The sequence below is a fragment of the Curvibacter sp. GW821-FHT01G03 genome (assembly GCF_059422285.1).
Genome location: NZ_JBWKWP010000003.1, coordinates 91,224 through 114,084, shown reverse-complemented (window position 1 = coordinate 114,084; position 22,861 = coordinate 91,224). Strand labels below are relative to the sequence as shown.

The window sequence follows — 22,861 nt, the reverse complement described above, 5'->3', positions numbered from 1 at the left end:
ACAGCACTAGGCGTCCCAACGCCCTCACCGTTCAGAAGGCTGCGGAGCAAGCCATGCCAGCAGACACCGTGGAGCGGGCTTTGCCCGGCCAGGGGTGTCGTCCCCCTGGGGGGATGGCGCCGAAGGCGACTCAGGGGGGGGTTATTTCAATTCAATTTCGTCGAAGTTGAAATTCCAGTCCGGCATCACATAGAAACCGGCCAGGTTGCGTGCGCGCACCGACAGCGAGCGCTCGGTCACCAGGAAGGCCCAGGGCGCGTCCTTCCAGATCTGCTGCTGGGCTTCGGTGTAGAGGCGGGTCTTCTCGGCGCGGTCCGTGGTGTTCAGGGCCTTGGCGATGTTGTGGTCCACCACGTCGTTCTTGTAGTACGCAGTGTTGAACAGGCGAGGCGGGAAGGACTCAGAGGCCAGCAACGGGCGCAGCGCCCAGTCGGCTTCGCCGGTCGACGACGACCAGCCCACGTAGTACATGCGCACCGGGGCGGTGGCCGGGTCTTGTGCGCTTTCCACGCGCTCGACGCGCTGGCCGGCCTCCAGGGCCTGCACCTGCACCTTGATGCCCACCTGGGCCAGTTGCTGCTGCACGAACTGGATCACCTTTTGCGCCGTGGTGTGGTTGTAGGCGCTCCACAGCGTGCTTTCGAAGCCGTTGGGGTAGCCCGCCTCTTTCAGCAGTTCACGCGCCTTCTTGGGGTCATAGGGCCAGGGGCCGAACTTGACCGAGTAGTCCACGCCCTTGGGCGCCACCGAGTCCATCGGGTCGGCAAAGCCCGAGAAGGCCACCTTGGCCAGGGCTTCCTTGTTGATGGCGTAGTTGATGGCCTGGCGCACCTTCGGGTTGTCGAAGGGCTTTTGCTGCATGTTGAACGAGATGTAGCGCTGCACGATCGAGGGCCCCTGGGTCACTTCCAGGCTGGGCTTCTTGCTCAGGTTCTCGACCGCTTCAGGCGGCAGCGTGAAGGCGAAGTGCGCCTCATTGGTCTGCATCATGGCGGCACGGGTGTTGTTGTCCACCACCGGGCGCCAGGTGATGGTGTCCACCTTGGGGTAGCCCTTCTTCCAGTAGCCATCGAACTTGGCGACCTTCATGTAGTCGGTGGCTTTCCACTCGACGAACTTGAAGGGGCCGGTGCCCACCGGGTTCTGCGCAATGCCCTTGTTGCCGTACTTGGCCAGGGCCGCGGGCGAGATGATCACGCCCGAGGGGTGGGCCAGGGTGTTGATGAAGGGCGAGAAGGGCTCTTTGAGGGTGAAGCGCACCGTGGACGGGTCCACCACCTCGGTCTTGGCGATGTTCTTGTACAGGTTGTAGCGCTTGAGCTTGTTGTCGGGGTTGGTCACGCGGTCGAAGGTGACCTTGACGGCCTCGGCATTGAAGTCGGTGCCGTCATGGAACTTGATGCCCTTCTTGAGCTTGACGGTGTAGACCAGGCCGTCCTTGCTGACGGTGTTGCTCTCGGCCAGCACTGGCACCATCTTCATGTCCTTGTCGAAGCTGTACAGCCCTTGGTAGAAGGACTTGGCCACCGCCTGCGACACGGTGTCGTTGGCGTCATAGGGGTCGGTGGTGGTGAAGCTCGAGTACAGCGCCACCACCACGTCTTTGGAGGCATGGGCCGACGAGACCGACAGGCCGGCCAGCACCAGGGCGGCGGCAAGGTGATTCAGTTTCAGTTTCATGGTGAAGTCACTCCGGGGTTGAAGAAGAAAACAAAAAAGGGGTGGCAAGGCGCTGAACACGCAACACCTCAGTAGGCGCCGCCGACACGGTGGCGGGCCACGAAGTGGCCAGGCGCCACCTCGTGCAGCGGGGCCACCTCGGGCGGATTGTCCAGCGCCCGGATGGGGCTGGGAATGTCGTCCGACAACAATTCGCGCACGGGGCGGCGGCTGGGGTCGGCAATGGGCACGGCGCTCATCAGGCGGCGCGTGTAGGCGTGCTGCGGGTTCTCGAACACGGCGCGGCGCGGCCCGATCTCGACAATCTGGCCCAGGTACATCACGGCCACGCGGTGGCTGATGCGTTCGACCACCGCCATGTCGTGCGAGATGAACAGGAAGGCAATGCCGAACTCGGCCTGCAGGTCGAGCATCAGGTTGATGATCTGGGCGCGGATCGACACATCGAGCGCCGACACCGCCTCGTCGGCGATCACCACCTTGGGGTTGAGCGCCAGGGCGCGCGCAATCGCGATGCGCTGGCGCTGCCCGCCCGAGAACTCGTGCGGGTAGCGGTGCGCCGCCTCCGGCGGCAGGCCCACTTTCTGCAGCAGCCACTGAACCCGCTGCTCGGCCTCGGCGCGGGTGGCCAGGCCGTGCAGCAGCAAGGGCTCCATGACCGAGAAGCCCACGGTCAGGCGCGGGTCCAGCGAGGCAAAGGGGTCTTGGAACACGAACTGGATGTCGCGCCGCAGCGCGCGCAGATCGGCCCCCTGCAGGCCGGCGATGTCGCGCCCGGCCACCTGCACACGGCCGGCGCTGAACTCAAGCAGGCGCGCCAGCGAGCGGCCCGTGGTCGACTTGCCACAGCCCGACTCGCCCACCAGCGACAGGGTCTCGCCCGGCTGCAGGCTGAAGCTCAGTTGCTCCACAGCATGGACCCGGCGCGTGACCCGGCCCAGCCAGCCGCCGCGCAAGGGAAAGTGCGTGACCAGGCCTTCGACCTGCAGCACCGGGGGCTGGTCGCGGCGCACCGTGTCGACCGCCGTCAGGCTGGCCACGCTGTCGCTGGCCTCCTGGCCCGGCAGGGCAAAGCGGGCCGGCAGGGCGTGCCCCTGCATGGCGCCCAGGCGCGGCACAGCCGCCATCAGGGCCCGGGTGTAGGGCTGCTGGGGCTGGGCGAACAGCGGCTGGCAGGCGCCCTCCTCGACCTTGTCACCTCGGAACATCACCAGCACGCGGTCGGCCACCTCGGCCACCACGCCCATGTCGTGGGTGATGAAGATCACGCCCATGGCCAGGTCGCGCTGCAGCTGCTGGATCAGCGTGAGGATCTGGGCCTGGATGGTCACATCGAGCGCCGTGGTGGGCTCGTCGGCAATCAGCAAGGCGGGCTTGCAGGCCAGGGCCATGGCGATCATCACGCGTTGACGCATGCCGCCCGAAAGCTGGTGCGGGTGCCGCGTGAGCACATTGCGCGCCTCGGGAATGCGCACCAGATCCAGCATGCGCAGGGCCTCGGCCAGCGCCGCGCTGCGCCCCAGCCCCTGGTGCAGCCGGATCGACTCGGCGATCTGCTCGCCCACGGTGAACACCGGATTCAGGCTGGTCATGGGCTCCTGGAACACCATGGCCAGGTCGGCGCCGCGCAGGCTGCGCATCTGGCGGGCGCCAGCCTGGGCCAGGTCCACGCGCTCGCCGTTGCGGCGCGTGAGCCACATGCGACCGCTGTCGATGACGCCACCGCCCTGCTCGATCAGGCGCATCAGCGCCAGCGAAGACACCGACTTGCCCGAGCCCGACTCGCCCACGATGGCCAGGGTCTCACCCGCATCGACGTGGAAGTTCAGGCCCTTGACGGCCTGCAGGCGGCCTTGCTCGGTGCTGAAGCTGACGCGCAGGTCCTGCACCTCCAGCACGCGACGTGCGCTCTCGGCGGGGGGGATGGGCATTGCACTCATGCAGGACTCCGGTCGTCTTCGTCAGCGTAGATGGCCACCACCGGAGGCTGGCCCGGACGGACCCAGCCGCGGTACATCCCCTCGGTGTTGAAGGGCAAGGCCACCTGCCCTTGCGCGTCCACCGCGATCAGACCACCGCGCCCGCCCATGGGCGGCAGCTTGTCGTGCACCACGCGACGGCAGGCTTCGGCCAGGCCGAGGCCGGCGTACTCGATCAGGGCCGACACATCATAGGCGGCCATGCCCCGGATGAAGGCCTCGCCCATGCCGGTGCACGACACGGCCACGGTGCGGTCGTTGGCATAGTTGCCTGCGCCCACCAGGGGCGAATCGCCCACCCGGCCAGGCAATTTGTTGGTGACACCGCCGGTGCTCGTGGCCGCGGCCAGGTGGCCCTGCGCATCCAGGGCGACCGCGCCCACCGTCCCCATCTTGGCGCGCTCGTCCAACGGCGCCTTGGCCGCCAGCAGGTTCTGGGCATCGTGGTCGAGTGCCGCTGTTCCACCAGGCGCCGCCTGCACACTGCGCAACTGGGCCAGGCGCTCCGGCGTGTCGAACCAGTCGGGCGCCACGGTTTCACACCCCCGCTCGATGGCAAAGCGCTCGGCCCCCTCACCGATCAGCAGGACCGGGCTGGCCGAGGCCAGCACGGCGCGCGCCGCCAGCACCGGATTGCGCAGACGGCGCACACCCGCCACCGCACCGGCGGCCAGATCGCTGCCACGCATCACGCAAGCGTCCAGCTCATGGCGCGCATCGGCGGTATAGACCGCGCCGCGCCCGGCGTTGAACAAAGGGCACTCCTCCAGCAGGCGCACGGTTTCGGTCACCACATCGAGCGCGTCGGCACCCTGGGCCAGCAGGGCCTGGCCGGCCAACAGAATGTCGTTCAGCGCGCTGCGGTAGCGGGTCTGCTGCTCGGGCGTGATGGCGCCACGGGTCAGCGTGCCCGCGCCGCCGTGCAGCACCAGCACGGGGGTCGGGCGGGAAGAAGTGGGGTGGGCTGTGGACAGCATGGGCGAGGGTCTGCTCCGTCGGTCGGTCGTTAAGTCAGTCGTTCGGCGTGCCAGGGCGGGCGGGCCCGCGGGGCCGGTCACGCCCTTCGGCAAGAGCGTCAAGGTGCAGCCAGGGCATGACGCTTTGGGTCAGCTCATGCTGGCGCTGCACCGCCGCATCGCTGCGCCGCGCCACGGCCGCCACCAGGGCCTCGATCAGCGCCAACGCGGTAGCGTTCGAGGTGGCGGCCACCTGACGCTGGATGTGGGCGTACAAGGTGCAGTCGGCCAGCGCCACCAGAGGCGAGGCGGGCTTGTCGGTCAGGGCCAGGATGCGCACACCGCGCTCACGCGCGAGCCGGGTCAGCTCAACGGTGTCACTGACGTAGCGCGGAAAGGCCAGCGTGATCAGCAGGTCGCGTGGCCCGCGCCGGAACAGTTGGCGCGCGGCATGCGAAGGGCCGCCGGCCTGGGCCAGGCAGCTCACGCCGCTGCAATAAGGTTCGAGTTCGTGCTGCAGCAGGCCGGCCAGGAAGGCGCTGCTGCCCCAACCCAGGGTCATGACCTGATCGGCTTGCAGCAGCAGTTCGACGGCCTGCTCACAAGGTTGGTCCTGCAGGGCTTGCAGCGTGCGGTCCAGGTTGTCGCGCGTTTCCTGCAAGGAGGCCGCCATGGTCTGCACCGTGCCGGCAGGCTGCTGCAGGTTGCTGCGCAAGCTCTCAACGGGTGCCAGCACCGATTCGAAGCCGCGGGCCAGCTCGGCCCGGAATTGCGGGTAGCCGGCAAACCCCAGTGCCCGGGCCAGCCGGTTGGCGCTGGCTACAGAGACCTCGGTCTCGCGCGCAAATTCCTCGATGCTCAGCGTGGCGGCCCGGAAAGGGTGCGCCAACACGGCCCGCGCCATGCGTTGCAGTGCCGCCGGCAGGGCCGGCGCCTGGCTGGCCACATGCTGCAGCACGGGCAGGCCGGCAAAACGGCCAGTCCAATCAGCATGGGCGAGGTCACGGGACATGGTGGAAGGCGAGGTTTGTAAAAAAGTTTTCAGAGAACCGAAATACTGTAAAGCAATTTACAGGCCTGCCGCATGGGGTTCTTCCCGGGGGGCCAATGGGGCGGGGCGAGGTCCCATGCACCGATCGGGGGCGTGGGGCCCCAGAAGGCTGCAGCCCAGTGCACAGGCGAAAAAAAACCCGGCGGCTGCCGGGTTTTCCAAACTGGAGTTGAAAAGGTATTGCGTAACAATCAACCAGCATCCAACGCCTGAGGGGCTTTGACCGCCCTGCCGCAGCAGACCGGTGTCACCCCAGGATCGGTCATTCCGGACAGCGAAGATTCGCTGGCGCGACTCCGGACGACGACCCGGGGCGGCCCATCGGCGCCCACATTCTTCCCTGCATGCTTGTCAGCCCTTCAGCGGCCGGATCTACCGTCTGAGACGGCTTGGCGACAAATGAGCCGAAAAGCCCTTCGAATGTAACAATCCGATACGAAATCCGCAAGCCCGCCCGGCGACTCCAAGGGTCAAGGGGAGGCGCCCGAGGGCCTTCCCCTCCGGGGGCTCAGGCCAGCGTCATCAGACTGGCGTTACCGCCGGCCGCCGCGGTGTTGACGCTGAGGGCTCGCTCGACCCACAGCCGCTCCAGGGGGATCGCGGCCTCGCCCGGCAGCAGACCGGTGATGCCCACGATAGGGCCCGGGCGCTGGGCCACTCGCAAGCCCACCTGGCGCAGGGCAGCGGGCTCACCGTGGTGCAGCACGGCATCAAAGTGGGTTTCCGGGCGGGTCCAGTCACTGCACAGCACGATCCGGCCTTGCACCTCTTCGGGCAGGCGTTGCAACAGAGCCTGAGCGCTGTCAGGCCAGACCGCCTGGCTGCCCACGGCCAGCACGGCAGCCAGTTGACACAGGCGGTCGCTGTCCTGATCGGCCAGGCACAGCACGGACTCACGCGGCAACAGGCTGTAGACATTGCGCTCGCCGGTCGGGCCACACAGGCAACGCGCACGGCGGGTCTGGCCCTGCGCCCCCCATTGCGCGCAGGCCGCCGCCACGGCCGGCTGGGCGTTGCGTTCGGCCCACTCGGCCAAGGCTTGCAGAGGCGCCAACAGTGCAGCCGACGCGGGGTCCGCCGACACCGTGGCGCCCTCGTCGTCAAGGCTGCGCGCCAGAGCCGCCTCAGGGCGCTGGGCCAGCAGGCGGTACAGGTACAGCGGACCGCCTGCCTTGGGCCCGGTGCCCGACAGGCCTTCGCCACCGAAGGGCTGGACGCCCACCACCGCGCCCACCATGTTGCGGTTCACATACACGTTGCCGGCATGGGCCCCGGCGACCACGCGCTCGATGGTTTCATCGATGCGGGTGTGCAGGCCCAGGGTCAGCCCGTAGCCGGTGGCATTGATCTGGTCGAGCAACTCGGGCAGGGCTTCGCGGCGGTAGCGCAGCACGTGCAGCACGGGGCCGAACACCTCGCGCTGCAGTTCGCTGAGGCTGTTCAGTTCGATCACGGTGGGCGGCACGAAATGGCCGTGCCGGGTGTCGTCCAACCCGCCCCGACCCAGGGGCTGCTGCACCCGGCGGCCCTGGGCACGCAGGGCATCGATGTGGCGCAGCAGGCCGGCCCGGGCTTCGGCATCGATCACCGGGCCCACATCGGTGTGCAGCTGATCGGGGCGGCCCAGGCGCAACTCGGCCATGGCGCCGGTCAGCATCTGCAACACGCGGTCGGCGGCCTCTTCCTGCACGCACAACACGCGCAGGGCCGAGCAGCGCTGGCCCGCACTGTCGAAGGCCGAGGCCAGCACATCGGCTACCACCTGCTCGACCAGGGCGGACGAGTCCACGATCATGGCGTTCTGACCGCCGGTCTCTGCGATCAGCGGGATCGTGCGTCCGCTCGGGCTCAGGCGGCCGGCCAATTGACGTTGCAGCAGGCGCGCCACCTCGGTGGAGCCCGTGAACATCACCCCTTGCACCCGCTCGTCGGCCACCAGGGTGGCCCCCACGGTTTCACCGCGGCCGGGCAGCAGTTGCAGCACGGCGTCGGGCACGCCGGCCTGGCGCAGCAGGCGCACGGCCTGCGCGGCCAGCAAAGGGGTCTGCTCGGCCGGCTTGGCCAGCACCGGGTTGCCGGCGGCCAGGGCGGCGGCCACCTGGCCGGTGAAGATGGCCAGCGGAAAGTTCCAGGGGCTGATGCAGACCACGGGGCCCAGCGGACGGTGCGGCAGATCGGCCAGATCGCGGCGCGCCTGGGCGGCGTAATAGCGCAGGAAATCGACCGCCTCGCGCACCTCGGCCACGGCATTGGCGCAGGTCTTGCCCGCTTCGCGCACCAGCAGGCCCATCAGCACGCCCAGCTGTTGCTCCATCAGGTCAGCGGCCTGCTCCAGGGCCAGGGCCCGCCGAGCCGGGGCCGTGGCGGCCCAGCCGGGTGCGGCCTCGGTGGCCGCCTGCAGCGCCCATTCGACGCCGGCCAGGGTGGTTTCCTGCACCCGGCCAACGGGGTCGCGCAGATCAGCCGGGTTGAGCACCGGCTGGGCCGGTTCGGCCCACTCGGCCTGTGCCTCAGGTCCGGCCAGCAGCGGCTGGGCCTGCCATTCGACGTGGGCGCTGCGCAACAGGTCGGCCTGCAGGGCCTGCAGCGCGGTGTCGCACGCCAGGTCCACGCCCTTGGAGTTGCGGCGGGCCGCGCCGTACAACTCGGGCGGTGTACCGATCGATGGGTGGGACAGCCCCAGCGTGCCTTCGCGCAGCGCCATCTGCTCGACGGTCTGCACCGGGTCTTGGACCAGTTCGTCCAGCGGCAGACTGGTGTCGGCAATGCGGTTCACGAACGAGGTGTTGGCACCGTTCTCCAACAGGCGGCGCACCAGGTAGGCGAGCAGGGTTTCGTGGTTGCCCACGGGCGCATAAATGCGGCAGGGCCGGTTCAGACGGCCCGCCGTTTCCGGGCCCACCACCTGCTCGTACAGGGGTTCGCCCATGCCGTGCAGACACTGGAACTCGTACTGACCGGGCTGGTAGCGGGCCGGGTCGGCCAACTGGTAGATGGCGGCCAGGGTGTGGGCGTTGTGGGTGGCGAACTGGGGGTAGATGGCCTCGGGCGCAGCCAGCAGGCGGCGGGCGCAGGCCAGGTAGGACACGTCGGTATAGGCCTTGCGGGTGTACACGGGGTAGTCGCTCAGGCCATCGAGCTGGGCACGCTTGATTTCGCTGTCCCAGTAGGCGCCCTTGACCAGGCGCACCATCAGGCGGTGAGCACTGCGCCGGGCCAGGTCGATCACGCAGTCGATCACTTGCGGGCAGCGCTTCTGGTAGGCCTGGATCACGAAACCGATGCCGTTCCAGCCCGCCAGAGCAGGCTCGAAGCAAAGGCGCTCAAGCAACTCCAGCGACAGCTCCAGGCGGTCGGCTTCTTCGGCGTCGATGTTCAGACCGATGTTCTGGCCACGCGCCTGCAGCGCCAACTGGCGCAGCACGGGGTACAGCTCGGCATGGACGCGGTCGTGCTGGGCCCGGCTGTAGCGCGGGTGCAGCGCCGACAACTTGATCGAGATGCCGGGGCCTTCATACACGCCGCGCCCGGCCGAGGCCCGGCCGATGGCTTCGATGGCCTGCTGGTAGTCACGCAGGTAGCGCTGGGCATCGGCGGTGGTGAGTGCGGCCTCGCCCAGCATGTCGTAGGAGTAGCGAAAGCCCTGGGGCTCCAGGGTGGCGGCATGGCGCAGGGCCTGGGCGATGGTTTCGCCCGTCACGAACTGCTCGCCCATCATGCGCATGGCCATGTCCACCCCTTTGCGGATCAGGGGCTCGCCGCCGCGCGCGGTCAGCCGCCCCAGCGCCGCCCCCAAGCCACTTTCGCTGTGGGTGGAAACCAGCTTGCCCGTCAGCAGCAGGCCCCAGGTGGCTGCGTTGACGAACAACGAAGGGCTCTTGCCCAGGTGGCGTGCCCATTCGCCATGGGCGATCTTGTCCCGGATCAGGGCATCGCGGGTGGCGGCATCGGGGATGCGCAGCAAGGCTTCGGCCAAGCACATCAAGGCCACCCCCTCCTGGGACGACAGCGCGTACTCCTGCAGCAGGCCCTGCACCAGGCCGGCCCGGCCGCCGACACTCTTGCGCTCGCGCAGATGGCGGGCCAGACGCTGAGCCAGTAGCTGGGTGGCGTCGGCCAAGGGCTGGGGCAGGCGGGCTTGCTTGAGCAACTCGGGCACCACCTCGGTCTCGGGCCGGCGCCAGGCTGCGGTGATGGCAGCCCGCAGCGGGTCTGCTGACAGCAGGCCTGGCGTGAACGGCTGGAATGGGATGCAGGTGTCGGCATCGGCACTGAGGGGCGGACGGACTGACATGGCGAGGCTCCTTGGATTCGGTGAATTGCGCTATCTTCCAAGCCTTAACGCCGAATGTTTATCCATATTTATTCGATTTGAATGAACAAATCACCAGGCAATTCACCTTCCGTGCGCAGGTCATGCGAGCGTCGCACAATGGACGGCATGAAATCACTGCAAGACATTGCCCTGTCCATGCTCGATCTGGTGGCGGTTCGCGAAGGCGGCACCGTGGCCGACGCGCTGTCCATCGCCCTGCGCACCGCCCAGCACGCCGAAAAGCTGGGCTTCAAGCGTTACTGGCTGGCCGAGCACCACAACATGAGTGGCATCGCCAGCTCGGCCACCGCCGTGCTGGTGGGCCACATCGCTGGCGGTACCGAGCGCATCCGCGTGGGCTCGGGCGGCGTGATGCTGCCCAACCATGCACCGCTGGTGGTGGCCGAGGCCTTCGGCACCCTGGCCGAGCTTTACCCGGGCCGGATCGACCTGGGCCTGGGCCGCGCACCGGGCACCGACGGGCTGACCATGCGGGCGCTGCGCCGGGACCGGGTGGAGACCGAAGAAGACTTTCCACGCGATGTGGCCGAACTGCAGCGCCTGCTGGGCCCGGTGCAGCCCGGCCAGCGCCTGATCGCCATGCCGGGCGCCGGCACCCAGGTGCCGATCTGGTTGCTGGGCTCCAGCCTGTTTTCGGCCCAGCTGGCGGCCGAGCGCGGTCTGCCCTATGCCTTTGCCTCGCACTTTGCGCCGCGCCTGCTGCTGCAGGCGGTGGACCTGTACCGGCGCCTGTTCAAGCCCTCGGCCACGCTTGAAAAGCCGTATGTGGTGATTGGCGTGCCGCTGATTGCAGCCCCGACCGATGAAGAGGCCGAATTCCTCGCCAGCAGCACCTACCAAAGGGTGCTGGGCATCCTGACCGGTGACCGGCGCCGCCTTCAGCCCCCGCTGCCGCATTTCCGTGCCCAGCTGGCACCCCAAGAACGCGCCGCGGTCGACGACTTTCTGGCCGCCGCCGTGGTGGGCGGACCTGGCACCGTGCGTGAGGGCCTGGCGCGGCTGGCCGACCTGACCCAGGCCGACGAATTCATGCTCGTCAGCGACGTGTTCGATCCCACCCTGCGCCTGCGCTCGCTGGAGATTGCCGCAGCGGCCCGACAGGGCTGAGCCGCCCCGGGCGCCACGCGCCCACCTCCTGTCGCTCCCCCCGACAGGCCTGAGCCCGCCCGCCAGCTGCGCGGCCCAGGCCCCGAGTTTTCCACTCAAGCATTGATCTGAAATTCTTTGAATTTCGGCCACTCTGCTATAGACTTGGCTCGTTTCAATCACGAAACTATGTTTTACCTAAGAAACGAACCGGATTGGAGAACGTCATGAGTGCATCTGCGGCCGCCGAAGGCGTGCAAACCGCGTACCAACCGCCTGAGGGCATGGATCTGGGGCAATGGCTGAAGTCGCGTGTGGCCACGCGCGCCACCCGCCGCTACGACTGGGAGGCCCTGAAGTTCCAGGCTGATTTCGACCCCAAGTACGCCCGTGCCCAGATGCGCTACATCGGCACCGGTGCCACCGGCGTGGACAGCGACGAGAACACGGTGGTGGCCGAGCACTTCACCTTCTCCACCATGATCCTGCCGGCCGGCGCCGAAGGCCCGCTGCACATTCACACCGATGCCGAAGAAGTGTTCTTCGTGATGCGCGGCCGCGTGAAGCTGATTGCCGAACTGAACGGCGAAACCTGGGAAATGGAAGCCGGCGAGCGCGACCTGATCTCCTGGCCGGTGGGCGTGTACCGCGGCGTGATCAACATCGGTGACGAAGAAGCCCTGATGTGCGTGATGATCGGCAACCCCAAGCCGGTGACCCCCACCTACCCGCCCAGCCACCCCTTGGCCAAGGTCAAGCGCTGAGCCCCTGGCCAGCCACCCACGAGGAAACAACATGAGTGTTCAGGGCATTGACGAAATCACCTTCGGTGCGGCGGACCTGGCCAAGTGCCGCCAATTCTTCAGCGACTGGGGCCTTCACCTGGTGTCCGAGGAGCCGCAAGAGCTGGTGTTCGAGTCGCTCAACGGCTGCCGCGTGAAGGTGGCCCATTCCGACAAGCCTGGCCTGCCCGCCGGCATCGAGGCCGACCCCACGCTGCGTGAAGTGGTATGGGCCGTGGGCTCGAACGCCGAACTGGACGTGCTGCGCTCGCGCCTGGCCGGCCAGCCCGGCTACGTCGACGATGGCCAGCGCATCGGCTGCACCGACCCCAACGGCCTGGCCGTGCGGGTGCAGGTGACGCGCAAGCGCGTGCTGGACCTGCCCTGCGCGCAGACCAACACCTGGGCCACACGCGGCCGGGTGAACCAGCCCAGCCCGGCCTACGACCGCGCCACGCCGGTCGAAGTGGGCCACGTGGTGTTCTTCGTGAAAGACCTCGCAGCCACCACCGCCTTCTATGAACAACACCTGGGCTTCGTGGTGTCCGACCGCTACCCCGGTCGCGGCCACTTCATGCGCTGCGCCCCCGAGGGCGGCCACCACGACCTGTTCCTGCTGCAACTGCCCGAGCCCCGCGCCGGCCTGAACCACGTGGCCTTCACCGTGCGTGACCTGCACGAAGTGATTGGCGGCGGCATGCACATGTCGCGCTGCGGCTGGAGCACCGAGCTCGGCCCGGGCCGGCATCCGATTTCGTCGGCCTTGTTCTGGTACTTCATCAGCCCGGCCGGTGCCCTGGTTGAGTACTACACCGACGAAGACGAGCTGACCGCCGACTGGCAGGCCCGCGATTTCACCCCCGGCCCCACCGTGTTTGCGGAATGGGCCATCAAGGGGGGCATCGACGGCCAGACACGACGCCAGGTCAACGCCGATGCACCGAGCGGTCGCTTCATGACCGATCGCCCCAAAGACTGATTCCCTCAGATCACCCCACGAACCCTCCGGAGGTTATTGATGAGCGCCACCCCCCCTCTCTACAACGAAACCCACCAGCACCGCGAAGCGCCGCCCACGGCCTACGAGACCCTGCTGGGCGACTCGATCGAACGTGCTTTCGCGCAAGGCCTGCACGAAATCGAAGCCCTGATCGACTACCTGAACAAGGCCGGCCCCGCCGGCCCCAACAGCCAGCCCTGGACGGTTGAGACCTTCAAGGCCGAAATGGCCCGCCTCGGCGCCTGACCCCCCCTCACCCTGGAGCACCTCAAGATGCAAACGTCCAACGTCTATTTCCAGCAAAACCCGGTCGACGCCGCCCTGGCCGTGGGCCTGAAAGACCTGTGGTTCCCGATCTGCCCCTCGTCCTTCCTCAAGAACGACCCGATCTCGCTGCGCCGCATGGGCTACAAGATCGCGCTGTGGCGCGACCATGAAGGCAAGGTCCACGCGCTCGAAGACCACTGCCCGCACCGCGGCGCCCCGCTGTCGCTGGGCGTGATCCTGGGTGATCGCATCGCCTGCCCCTACCACGGCGTGGAAGTGAGCCATGACGGCACCGTGACCAGCGTGCCCGCCATGCCCGGCTGCAAGCTGGAAGGCTCGCGCACCACCCGCATGTTCCATGCGGTCGAAAGCAATGGCGCGATCTTCCTGTTCAACTCGACCGAGCCGCAAATCGACACCCCGCCGCCGCTGCGCCTGCCTGAAGAGCTGACCTCGCCCGAGTGGTCCTCGTTCCTCTGCTACACCGAGTGGGGCTGCGACTACCGCTACGTGATCGACAACGTGATCGACCCCATGCACGGCACCTTCCTGCACAAGCAGTCGCACACCATGTACGAAGGCGATGTGACGGCCGAATTCCACATCCGCGACACCGACACCGGCTTCGTGTTCGAGAAAAAGGGCCAGCGCAACGTCAACTTCGACTGGACCGAGTGGATCGACACCGGCATCCACCTGATGCGCCTCGAGATCCCGTACCCGAAGACCGGCGGCCCTGGCGGCAACTTTGCCATCATCGGCAGCTACACCCCCATCAGCCGCCAGGCTTCGGGCGTGTTCCACTGGCGCTGCCGCAAGGTGGACGGCTGGCAGCGCGACACCTGGCGCTTCCTGTACAAAAACCGCCTGGAGCAACGCCACTGGAATGTGCTGGAGCAAGACCGTGTGGCCGTCGAGACCATGGAGCCCGATGCCAACCAGCGCGAGTTCCTGTACGCCCACGACATGGGCATCGTGCGCCTGCGCCGTCACCTGAAGGGCCTGGCCCAGGCCCAGATCGACCGCACCGCCACCCCGGCCTGAGCGCAAGCGGCCTGAACCGCCCGGCACGCTCTCAAAGCGGCCTCAAAGCGACTGACAAGCGCCCCCGACCGCACCTGGCAAGCCCTGGCTACCAGCTTGCCTCGGGGGCGCAACGCTCTGTGACCGACATTAAACTCAAGCCCTCCCGACCCCACCCACAGCCCCCGTCACGGCCATGTCGAATCTACTCAATGCCTACATCCACGCGCTTCGTTACGAGGCCGAGGACATCCACAGCGTCGAACTGCGGCGCGCCGGCGGAGGTGAACTGCCCGAGTTCGCCGCCGGCTCCCACATCGACCTGCACCTGCCCAACGGGCTGGTGCGCAGCTACTCGCTGCTCAACGCCGCCGGTGAGCGCCACCGCTATGTGCTGGGCGTGCTGAAAGACCGGCGCAGCCGCGGCGGCTCCCGCTGTGTGCACGAAGCCCTGCGCGTGGGCCAGACCATCGCCATCAGCGAACCGCGCAACAACTTCGCGCTGCACGAAGACGCAGGCCACTCGGTGCTGGTGGCGGGCGGCATCGGTGTGACGCCCATCCTGTGCATGGCCACCCGGCTGAAGCAGTTGGGTCGCTCATTCGAAGTGCTGTACTTTGCCCGCTCGCGCAAGAGCGCGGCCTTCATCGCCGAGCTGCAGGCCCTGGGCGCACCGCTGCACCTGCACTTCGACGACGAACAGAGCGGCCCTCCTGACCTGAAAGCCCTGCTGGCCGCCCGGCCCGCCCAGGCGGACACCCACTATTACGCCTGCGGCCCCGCCGTGATGCTCGACGCCTTTGAAAAGTTCTGCGCCGAGCTGGGCTACGCCAACGCCCACATCGAACGCTTCACTGCCGTCGAGGTGGCCGCCGCCTCCGATGCGCGCCAAAGCTTCACGGTCGAGCTCAAGCGCTCGGGCAAGTCGATCACCGTCGAGGCCGGCCAAAGCCTGCTGCAGGCCCTGAACGCCGCCAAGATCAATTGCGTGACCAGCTGCGAAGAAGGCATCTGCGGCGCCTGCGAAACCCGCGTGCTGGAGGGCCAGCCCGACCACCGCGACTCGGTGCTCAGCACCGCGGAACGCGCGGCCAACAAGGTGATGATGATCTGCGTGTCGGGCTGCAAGAGCGAGCGCCTGGTGCTGGATCTTTGAGCGCCGACGCCTGAGTCGATCCGACAGACGGCAGCTGTTACTGCGGCTGTCGGCTGTTCAACGCAGCGCCGGGCGGGCATGCTATCGCCCATGAAAGCCCTCAAAAGCCCCCTGGCCAAACAACTGCTGGCCAACCGTGCCGCCAGCGCCCAACTGCGGCGCTATGTTGCTCGTACCGGCAGCGAGGCAAGCGGGGATCAGCCCCCACCCCAGATCAGCACCCTTGAATGGCAAGACGGCGCACGCACCGTGCGCTATCAGGTAACCCGGGTTCCGAAAGCGGGCTGAAGCGCCACCGCCATGAACTTTGCGCTGCCGGCGGTGGTCGTCTTCATCCTGATGCTGCCCGGCTTTGTGGCACGCTCCCGCCTCAAGCGCACCGAGCGGCGCCAACTGGATTACGCCCCGTTCGGGCAGATCGTCACCGAAGCCCTGGTCTGGGCCTGCCTGCTGCACGTGGCCTGGCTGCAGGTCTGCAAAATCATCACCGGCCTGCAGTTCAACCCGGCCTTGGCCGTGGGCTTGTTCTCATCCGATGCCAAACGCCAGGCCCAGGCGCTGGACACGCTGGCCAACCAGGCGCCAGACGTCACAGCCTATCTGGGCTCGCTGACGCTGCTGGCCTATGTCCTGCCCTCGCTCTTGCGATGGGCCATCACACACTGGCGCTTGGACCGCGAAGGCGGCCTCATCAGCCCCTGGTGCCGGTTCTCGGACGCCCCGTGGTACTACCTGTTGAGCGGCGCCGACTTCGAGGCCGCGGACATGCCCGACATCATCTCGATCAGCGCCACGGTGGCGCTGGGCAGCGACACCTTTTTGTTCACCGGCATTCTGGACAGCTACGAGTGCCTGCCCGATGGCACGCTGGACCGGCTGATGCTGGAGCAAGCCTTGCGTCGGCCTTTGAGCCAGACGCCGAAAGACTCGCCCAGCGTTGACCCCACCTCACAGGAACGCCTAGCAGAAGTTCAGGAGGGGGATCTGTTTGTCCTTCACTACACCCAGATCCTGACCCTGGGCATCGAATACCTGAAGCTGGCGCCACAGCAAGCAACTCAGAACGTCCCCGGGTAAGACCCCCCATCCAACAGCACGTTCTGCCCATTGATGTAGCCCGCATGCACGCTGCACAGGTAGGCGCAGGTGTTGCCAAGCTCGTCGGGCTGACCCAGCCGACGCGCCGGGTGGCGAGCGATGCGGGCGGCGCGCACGGCCTCGGCGGTGCTGCCTTCACGCCGCGCCTGGGCTTCGAAGTTGCCGGCCAGGCGGGCGGTGTCGAAGGTGCCGGGCAGCACGTTGTTGATGGTGACGCCGCGGGCCACGGTGCTGCGCGCCAGCCCGGCCACAAAGCCGGTCAGGCCGCTGCGGGCGCCATTGGACAGGCCCAGCCCATCCACCGGGGCTTTCACGGCGCTGGAGGTGATGTTGACGATGCGGCCAAAGCCGCGCGCCATCATGCCGTCCAGCGTGGCCTTGATCAGCTCGATGGGCGCCAGCATGTTGGCGTCCAGGGCCTTGATCCAGTCCTCGCGCTGCCACTGGCGGAAGTCGCCTGGCGGTGGGCCGCCTGCGTTGGTGACCACGATGTCGAAGTCGGGGTGCGCTGCAAAGATGCGGGCGCGCCCTTCGGCGCTGGCCACGTCGGCCGCCACCCAGTCGGCCCGGCCGGGCCCGAGGGCGTTCAGACGCTCGGCCGCTTCGCGCAGGGGCCCTTCGGTGCGGGCCACGATGACCACCTGCACACCTTCGCGCACCAGCGCGGCGGCACAGGCCAGGCCCAGGCCTGAACTGGCGCCGCACACCAGGGCCTTGCGGCCCGAAATTCCCAGATCCATGACTCGCTACTCCTTGCTTAGCGTGGTGGCTGCTTCAGGCCGTGGCCCAGGGCATGGGCGACTCGTTCAGGCCCCAGTACCAGCTCTTCTGGGTCGTGTACTCCAGGATGCCGAGGCGGCCTTTTTCGCGCCCGGTGCCGCTCATCTTGACGCCACCGAAGGGCGTGCTGACCGAGAACACCTTGTAGGTATTGACCCAGACGGTACCGGTCTGCAGGGCCTGGCCCAGGCGCCAGGCGGTCTTGTAGTCGCGCGTCCAGATGCCTGAGGCCAGGCCGAACACGTTGTCATTGCACTGGGCCACCAGGTCGGCCTCGTCACGCCAGGGCAGCAGGGCCAGCACCGGGCCGAAGATTTCTTCCTGGCACATGCGGGCGCTGTTGGGCAGGCCTTCGATCACGGTGGGGGTGTAGTAGCTGCCGCGCTCGAACAAAGCGCCCTCGGGCCGCACGCCGCCGGCCAGCAACTGGCCGCCTTCGTCCAGGCCCAGTTGCACGTAGCATTCGACCGAGGCACGGTGCCCCTGGTTGACCAGGGGACCCATCTGGGTGCTTTCGCTGGAGGGATCGCCCACACGCAGCGCCTTCACGCCGGCCAGCAGGCGGGCCTTGAACTCGGCGTAGACGCTTTCATGCACAAAGGCGCGTGAGCCGGCAATGCAGGACTCGCCCGAAGAGCTGAAGATGCCATACAGCACCCCGGCCACGGCGTGGTCCAGATCGGCGTCGGCGCACACGATGGTGGGCGACTTGCCCCCCAGCTCCAGCGAGGTGGGCATGAGCTTTTCAGCCGCCAGGCGGGCAATGCCCAGGCCGACGGTGGTGCCGCCGGTGAAGGCGATGCGCTTGATCAGCGGGTGCTTGACCAGGGCATCGCCCACGATCGAGCCCTTGCCCGGCAGCACGCTGATGATGCCCTCGGGCACACCGGCCTGCTCAGCGATGCGGGCCAGCTCGATGGCCATGCGCGGGGTGATCTCGGCGGGCTTGAACACCACGGCACAACCGGCTGCCAGCGCCGGGGCCAGCTTCTGGGCCTCGCTGGCGATGGGGGAGTTCCAGGGGGTGATGGCCCCGACCACGCCCAGAGGCTCGTGCGCGCTCAGGGTGAAGTAGTCGCCACGCGCCGGGGTGAGCTGGTCCTCCCAGGTTTCGCAAGCCGCCGCAAAGAACTGGAAGGTGCCTGCCGCGCTGGCCACCAGGGCTCGGGTTTCCTTGATCGGCTTGCCGTTGTCCAGGCGCTGCAGTTGGGCCAGCTCTTCACCGCGCTCACGGATACCGGCCGCGATGCGGTGCAGGATGGCCGCCCGTTCATGCCGCTTGAGCCCCGCCCAGGCGGGTTGCTGACGGGCACGCTCGGCGTACTGGACCGCCTCGTCCACATCGGCGGCGGTGGCCGCATGCAGGGTGGCGACGGTGCTGCCGTCGTGCGGGTATTCGGTGGCGTACTCGGGGCCGGAGGCATCGCGCCAACGCCCGGCCAGCAGGGTTTGCAGTTTTTCGGTCATGGAGGGTCTCAGACAGTGACGGCGGCGCCGCGGTTGTGCAGGAAACGAAGCCCGGACAGCACGGTCAGTGCCGAGGTCTTGGGGTTGTCGGCCAGAGGCTTGCCGCGCATGGTCAGCTCCATCTCGCCGAACTCGCCGCGCACGCTGATCTGATGGATGTTCTCGCTCACGGTGGGGTCGGCGATCAGGCACACCCGGGTGGCATCCAGGCCCAGGCCCGCCAGCGAGAGGGTGGCGGCCACATTGGCGTTCTTGGGATACAGCTGGGCGGCCTCACGGGCCGTGGCTTCCAGAATCACGGTGGGCTCGGTGATGGCGGACAGATCGCAAACGTCTTCGGCCGGGGTGCCGCGCCAGCCTGAAGGCGGTTTGCGCCCGGTGTAGCGCACCTCGCTGAGGCCGGCCAGGCGCGCGGCGGCAATGGCGTCCACGCCGCCTATGGCACCCGACAGCAGGTGCAGCTGGGTGGCGCCCTGCTCGGCAGCCGCGGCCAGTTGCTCGGCCATGCCCGGGCCCGACAAGGCGCCAATCGACAGCACAGCGCATTCCACGCCACGCTGCAATGCAGGCACCACATGCTCGATGAGCGCCGCGTGTCCGGCGCATTCCAGCACCAGCGTGGCCTCGGCGGGCACGCTGGTGGTCACGGTGGCGGCATCGCCCACCACGGCACGCGCCTCATCCAGGCCGGCAGCCTGGACCACGATGTGGGTGATGCGCACGCCGGTGTGGCCGGCCAGGCGCTGAAAGATGGATCGTCCGATCGCGCCAAAGCCGATCAGGGTGACAGGCTGGGTCTCCCGCCCGGGGTGGGCCTGGGTGATCGCTTGGGTGGTGGCTTGGCTCATGCAGCCTCCTTCTTGAGGATGGGGCCGGCGAACTTGGCGGCGAACGGGCCCCAGGCCTTCATGTCGACCTCGACCACCACCGGGCCCTTGGCGGCCAGTGCCTGGCCCAGCACCTCGGCGGCGCGCGCCGGGCTGTCGAGCAGGAAATGGCGGGCCTTGAGGCTGGCGCAGAAGTTCGCAAAATCGGGGGTGTGCAGCTCGACGTAGCAATGGCGGCTGCCATAGATGTCGTCCTGGATGTTCTTGATCACGCCATAGCGGCTGTCATTCATCAGCAGCACCACCAGGTCGGCGTTCTCCTGCACGGCGCAGGCGAGTTCGCCCACATTGAGCATGAAGCCACCGTCGCCCACCAGGGCCACCGTCTTGCGGCCCAACTGGTGCTCGGTGTTGGCAACAGAGGTACCGATCGCCATGGCCAGGCCTTGGCCGATGCCCCCGCCCAGGGCGTGCACGCCGGCGCGGGGGTGGTCCAGCACCGGAGCCCGGTTGCCCCACATGCTGTTGGACAAGGTGATGTCGCGCACCCACCAGAGCTGCTTGCCAACCGCGGCGCCCACCTGGTTCTTGAGTTCGACATAGGCGCCCAGGGTGTCGTCCACATGGGCGGCGGCGGCGGCCCGTGCCTTTTGCACATCGGGCACCAACTGCGGGTCGACCTGCATGCGGCCTTCCAACAGGTCGGCCAGTGCGTTCAGCGTGAGCTCGGCATCGCCCTGCACAAAGTACTGGCTGTTGTAGCCGCGGTTGTGCGCCAGGGCATTGGCGTCGATGCGGTAGATCGATGCCGGCAGCTTGAGCTTGTAGCGCAGGGTTTCGTTGCTGCGCAGGCGTGAGCCCACCACCAGCAGGGCGTCGCAGGTCTGGTACAGGTCTTCGGCGGCCTTTTGCAGGTTGTAGGAACCCAGGCTGGCCGGGTGGTCCTCGGCCAGGATGCCGCGGCCCTGCACGGAGGTCACCACGCCCCAGCCCATCTTCACCAGGCGGGCCACGGCGGCACTGGCGCCGCGTGCGCCGCCGCCCAGCCACAGCAGGGGGCGCTTGGCGCCAGCCAGGGCATCGGCCAGGGCCTGCACGCTCTCGGCTTCGGGCAGCACCGGGCGCAGCGGCAGCGGACGCAGGTCGGCCGGCAGGTCGAGCAGGGTGGCCTGCACATCGATGGGGATTTCGATGCTCACGGGCCCGCAGGGCGGGGTGAAGGCCAGGCGGGCCGCCTCGCGCAGGGTGGCCAGGGCAGTTTCGGCGTTGCGGATGCGGAAAGCCGCCTTGCCCACCGACTGCAGCATGGCCAGTTGGGCCGGCGCTTCGTGGATGTAGCCGAGGTCGCGGTCCAGGTAGGGCGACTCGATCTGCCCGGTCAGGTGCAGCATCGGGGTGCCGGCCGTGAGGGCCTCGATCATGGCGCCGGCGGCATTGCCCGCGCCGGTGCCGGTGCTGGTCACGCACACCCCCAGGGCGCCGCTGACCCGGGCGTAGGCATCGGCCATGTTGCAGGCGCCGGCCTCGCCCCGTGCCGACACGAATCGGATCTTCTGACGCCGGTGGAAGGCGTCGAGGATGGGCATGTTGTGGATCGAGATCACGCCAAAGGCGGCGCGAACACCACATTGCTCTAGGAATCGGGCGGCAAGTTCGCCAACGGTGATGCGATGAGGGGCTGCTGTGGTCATGGTGTGGGGGGTGGGACGGGGTTGACGGTCAACCGCTGCGCTGGGGCAGATGGCTGATGCGTTGGGTGACCTGGGCAGCGGCTTGCTGCACCAGTTGGACCAGGGTGCGCGCCTGATCGGCCTCGATCTGCTGCGCCGGCACGGTCATGCTGACCGCGGCCACCACCTGGTGGCGGTCATTGAAAACGGGGGCAGCAATGGTGGAGATACCGGTTTCGAAGCCGCCCTGGCTGATGCCATAGCCGTTGGCCATGTCCTGGTCGATCAGGGCCTTGAGCTGCACCAGGGTGGTCGGCGTCTTGGGTGTGTAGGCGTGCAGTTCGGGCTCGGGGTAGAGCTGGGACAGGCCGGCCATGTCGAGGTTGGACAGCAGCAGGCGACCCAGCACGGTGGCGTGGGCCGGCAAGCGCGCGCCGACCTGGATCGAATGGAACACCGATTGGCGGCCCATGGCCTTGGCGACGAACACCACCTCGCGCCCGTCGCGCACCACCAGGTGGGCCGAATAGCCACTCTGGTCGCGCAGGCCCTCGATGATCGGAATGCCATGCTCGGTCAGCTCCATCGAGGCCAGGTACTCAAAGCCCAGGCGCAGCACCCCGATGCTCAGCTTGTAGTTGGGGCTGTCACTGACACGTTCGACAAAGCCCATCTGCTCCAGGGTCTGCAGCAGGCGGAACACCGAGGCCCGCGGCACGTCCAGGCGGCGCGACAGCTCGGCGCCGGTGAGCTGCGGCTCCTGACGGGTGAAGCAGCCCAGCAATTGCAGGCCACGGGCCAGGCCCGGGACGAGGTAGCGGTCGCTTGCGTTGTTCATGTGTTGGTTCTCCTGGTCTCTCGATCTGTGTTCAGGGGGTGGCCTGCAGCAAGGCATTGACCGCATCGGCGGCCTCCAGCGCGCAGGCATGGCCCACCGGGCCCAGTGAGAGATAGGGAGCACCGACCCGATTGGCCAGGCCTTCGCAGGCGGCCGCCGGGGTGATGGTGTCAGCGCTGCCACTGGCCACGGTGACCGGACAGGTTACCGCAGCCAGCAGGGTGTCGAGGTCGGCCTGGGCGAGCAGTCGCGCGGCCTGGGTGTAGCCGGCGGGGTTGATGGCCGCCATGATCGATTTCACGTAAGCCACCAGCGACGCATCGGCCTGGGCCGACAGCATGGCGGCCCCCCGGTGCTCGGCCATGCCGGCCGGGCCCAGGCGCGCCAGGTTGGCCAGCCGATCGCGCAGCTTGCTGTCGCGCACGGCGGGATCGGCCAGGCCATAGCCCAGGGCTGGTGAGAGCAGGGTCAGGCGCTCGACCGAATCCGGGCCTTGTGCCACTGCCGCAGCGGCCATCAGGCAGCCCAGGGAGTGGCCGGCCAGACGGATCGGCTGCTGCGCCAGGCCCAGGGCCTGAAGCCATTGCCAGACCCGCGAGCCGTAGTCGGCGGCCGTCGGCCAGTCGGCCTCGATCGGGGTGCTCTGGCCATAGCCTGGGGCGTCCCAGGCCAGCACGGTGAAGCGACGCTGCAGGCCTTGCAATTGGCGCAGCCAACTGCCCGAGCCCGACCCAATGCCGTGCAACAGCACCAGCAAGGGGCCTTGGCCCGCCCGACGGTAGGCGATATCGCCCCCGGCGGTCGAGACGACTTGGACAGGCCACTGCTGAGCCATTTCTTGCAAGGTCATGTTCTTGGCGCCTGC

Annotated in this window: 19 protein-coding genes; 8 read left to right on the top strand and 11 right to left on the bottom strand. The window is 67.9% G+C overall.

Features of this window, described 5'->3' with window-relative positions; all coding sequences use genetic code 11:
• Positions 1 to 141: 141 nt before the first annotated feature.
• The 5 genes from gsiB to putA form a co-directional block, all read right to left on the bottom strand.
• Positions 142 to 1,680 (bottom strand): glutathione ABC transporter substrate-binding protein GsiB, encoded by a 1,539-nt coding sequence (gsiB, locus tag AC07VS_RS04790; RefSeq protein ID WP_494750320.1) that lies wholly within the window; start codon positions 1,678 to 1,680, stop codon positions 142 to 144.
• A gap of 68 nt (positions 1,681 to 1,748) precedes the next feature.
• A complete protein-coding gene (locus tag AC07VS_RS04785) occupies positions 1,749 to 3,620 on the bottom strand; it encodes a dipeptide ABC transporter ATP-binding protein (protein WP_494750319.1) in 1,872 nt (623 codons plus the stop codon).
• Entirely contained in the window at positions 3,617 to 4,636 is a 1,020-nt protein-coding gene (locus AC07VS_RS04780; RefSeq protein ID WP_494750318.1) for an isoaspartyl peptidase/L-asparaginase family protein, read from the bottom strand. Before AC07VS_RS04780 ends, AC07VS_RS04785 begins: the two co-directional genes overlap by 4 nt.
• 34 nt (positions 4,637 to 4,670) lie before the next feature.
• Positions 4,671 to 5,627 carry a MurR/RpiR family transcriptional regulator gene (locus AC07VS_RS04775; RefSeq protein ID WP_492349668.1) on the bottom strand — a complete coding sequence of 319 codons (957 nt, stop codon included), beginning with the start codon at positions 5,625 to 5,627 and terminating at the stop codon, positions 4,671 to 4,673.
• 547 nt (positions 5,628 to 6,174) lie between these two features.
• Complete coding sequence (gene putA, locus AC07VS_RS04770) at positions 6,175 to 9,960, bottom strand: trifunctional transcriptional regulator/proline dehydrogenase/L-glutamate gamma-semialdehyde dehydrogenase (RefSeq protein WP_494750317.1); 3,786 nt, start codon at positions 9,958 to 9,960, stop codon at positions 6,175 to 6,177.
• Between the two features lie 138 nt (positions 9,961 to 10,098).
• On the opposite strand from putA, the gene AC07VS_RS04765 reads away from it, so the two are divergent.
• The 8 genes from AC07VS_RS04765 (at position 10,099) to AC07VS_RS04730 (ending at position 16,393) form a co-directional block, all read left to right on the top strand.
• Positions 10,099 to 11,109 (top strand): LLM class flavin-dependent oxidoreductase, encoded by a 1,011-nt coding sequence (locus tag AC07VS_RS04765; RefSeq protein ID WP_492349666.1) that lies wholly within the window; start codon positions 10,099 to 10,101, stop codon positions 11,107 to 11,109.
• Between the two features lie 263 nt (positions 11,110 to 11,372).
• Entirely contained in the window at positions 11,373 to 11,852 is a 480-nt protein-coding gene (locus tag AC07VS_RS04760) for a cupin domain-containing protein (RefSeq protein WP_492349712.1), read from the top strand.
• Positions 11,853 to 11,883: 31 nt separating this feature from the next.
• Complete coding sequence (locus tag AC07VS_RS04755; RefSeq protein ID WP_494658040.1) at positions 11,884 to 12,849, top strand: VOC family protein; 966 nt, start codon at positions 11,884 to 11,886, stop codon at positions 12,847 to 12,849.
• 39 nt (positions 12,850 to 12,888) lie between these two features.
• The gene (locus tag AC07VS_RS04750; protein WP_492349664.1) at positions 12,889 to 13,116 is read left to right on the top strand and encodes a recombinase-like helix-turn-helix domain-containing protein; all 228 of its coding nucleotides are present in this window, start codon (positions 12,889 to 12,891) and stop codon (positions 13,114 to 13,116) included.
• A gap of 27 nt (positions 13,117 to 13,143) precedes the next feature.
• Complete coding sequence (locus tag AC07VS_RS04745) at positions 13,144 to 14,181, top strand: Rieske 2Fe-2S domain-containing protein (protein WP_494750316.1); 1,038 nt, start codon at positions 13,144 to 13,146, stop codon at positions 14,179 to 14,181.
• A gap of 175 nt (positions 14,182 to 14,356) precedes the next feature.
• A complete protein-coding gene (locus AC07VS_RS04740; protein ID WP_494658038.1) occupies positions 14,357 to 15,316 on the top strand; it encodes a PDR/VanB family oxidoreductase in 960 nt (319 codons plus the stop codon).
• A 90-nt stretch (positions 15,317 to 15,406) separates the two neighbouring features.
• Entirely contained in the window at positions 15,407 to 15,604 is a 198-nt protein-coding gene (locus AC07VS_RS04735) for a hypothetical protein (protein WP_494750315.1), read from the top strand.
• Positions 15,605 to 15,616: 12 nt separating this feature from the next.
• On the top strand, positions 15,617 to 16,393 hold the full coding sequence (locus AC07VS_RS04730) for a hypothetical protein (RefSeq protein WP_494750314.1): 777 nt from the start codon (positions 15,617 to 15,619) through the stop codon (positions 16,391 to 16,393).
• On the opposite strand, the gene AC07VS_RS04725 is transcribed toward AC07VS_RS04730, so the two are convergent.
• The 6 genes from AC07VS_RS04725 to AC07VS_RS04700 are packed head-to-tail and all read right to left on the bottom strand — an operon-like array spanning position 16,375 to position 22,846.
• Complete coding sequence (locus AC07VS_RS04725; RefSeq protein WP_494750313.1) at positions 16,375 to 17,154, bottom strand: SDR family oxidoreductase; 780 nt, start codon at positions 17,152 to 17,154, stop codon at positions 16,375 to 16,377. The two genes, AC07VS_RS04730 and AC07VS_RS04725, sit on opposite strands and share 19 nt — an antisense overlap.
• Positions 17,155 to 17,188: 34 nt before the next feature.
• Positions 17,189 to 18,661: an aldehyde dehydrogenase gene (locus AC07VS_RS04720; RefSeq protein WP_494750312.1), complete on the bottom strand. Its 1,473-nt coding sequence runs from the start codon at positions 18,659 to 18,661 to the stop codon at positions 17,189 to 17,191.
• A gap of 8 nt (positions 18,662 to 18,669) precedes the next feature.
• Positions 18,670 to 19,509, bottom strand: a complete 840-nt coding sequence (locus AC07VS_RS04715; RefSeq protein ID WP_494658035.1) for an aspartate dehydrogenase — start codon at positions 19,507 to 19,509, stop codon at positions 18,670 to 18,672.
• The gene (locus tag AC07VS_RS04710; protein WP_494750311.1) at positions 19,506 to 21,179 is read right to left on the bottom strand and encodes a thiamine pyrophosphate-binding protein; all 1,674 of its coding nucleotides are present in this window, start codon (positions 21,177 to 21,179) and stop codon (positions 19,506 to 19,508) included. Before AC07VS_RS04710 ends, AC07VS_RS04715 begins: the two co-directional genes overlap by 4 nt.
• A gap of 28 nt (positions 21,180 to 21,207) precedes the next feature.
• Positions 21,208 to 21,996 carry an IclR family transcriptional regulator gene (locus AC07VS_RS04705; RefSeq protein ID WP_492349656.1) on the bottom strand — a complete coding sequence of 263 codons (789 nt, stop codon included), beginning with the start codon at positions 21,994 to 21,996 and terminating at the stop codon, positions 21,208 to 21,210.
• Positions 21,997 to 22,027: 31 nt separating this feature from the next.
• Positions 22,028 to 22,846, bottom strand: a complete 819-nt coding sequence (locus AC07VS_RS04700) for an alpha/beta fold hydrolase (protein WP_494750310.1) — start codon at positions 22,844 to 22,846, stop codon at positions 22,028 to 22,030.
• Between the last annotated feature and the right edge of the window lie 15 nt (positions 22,847 to 22,861).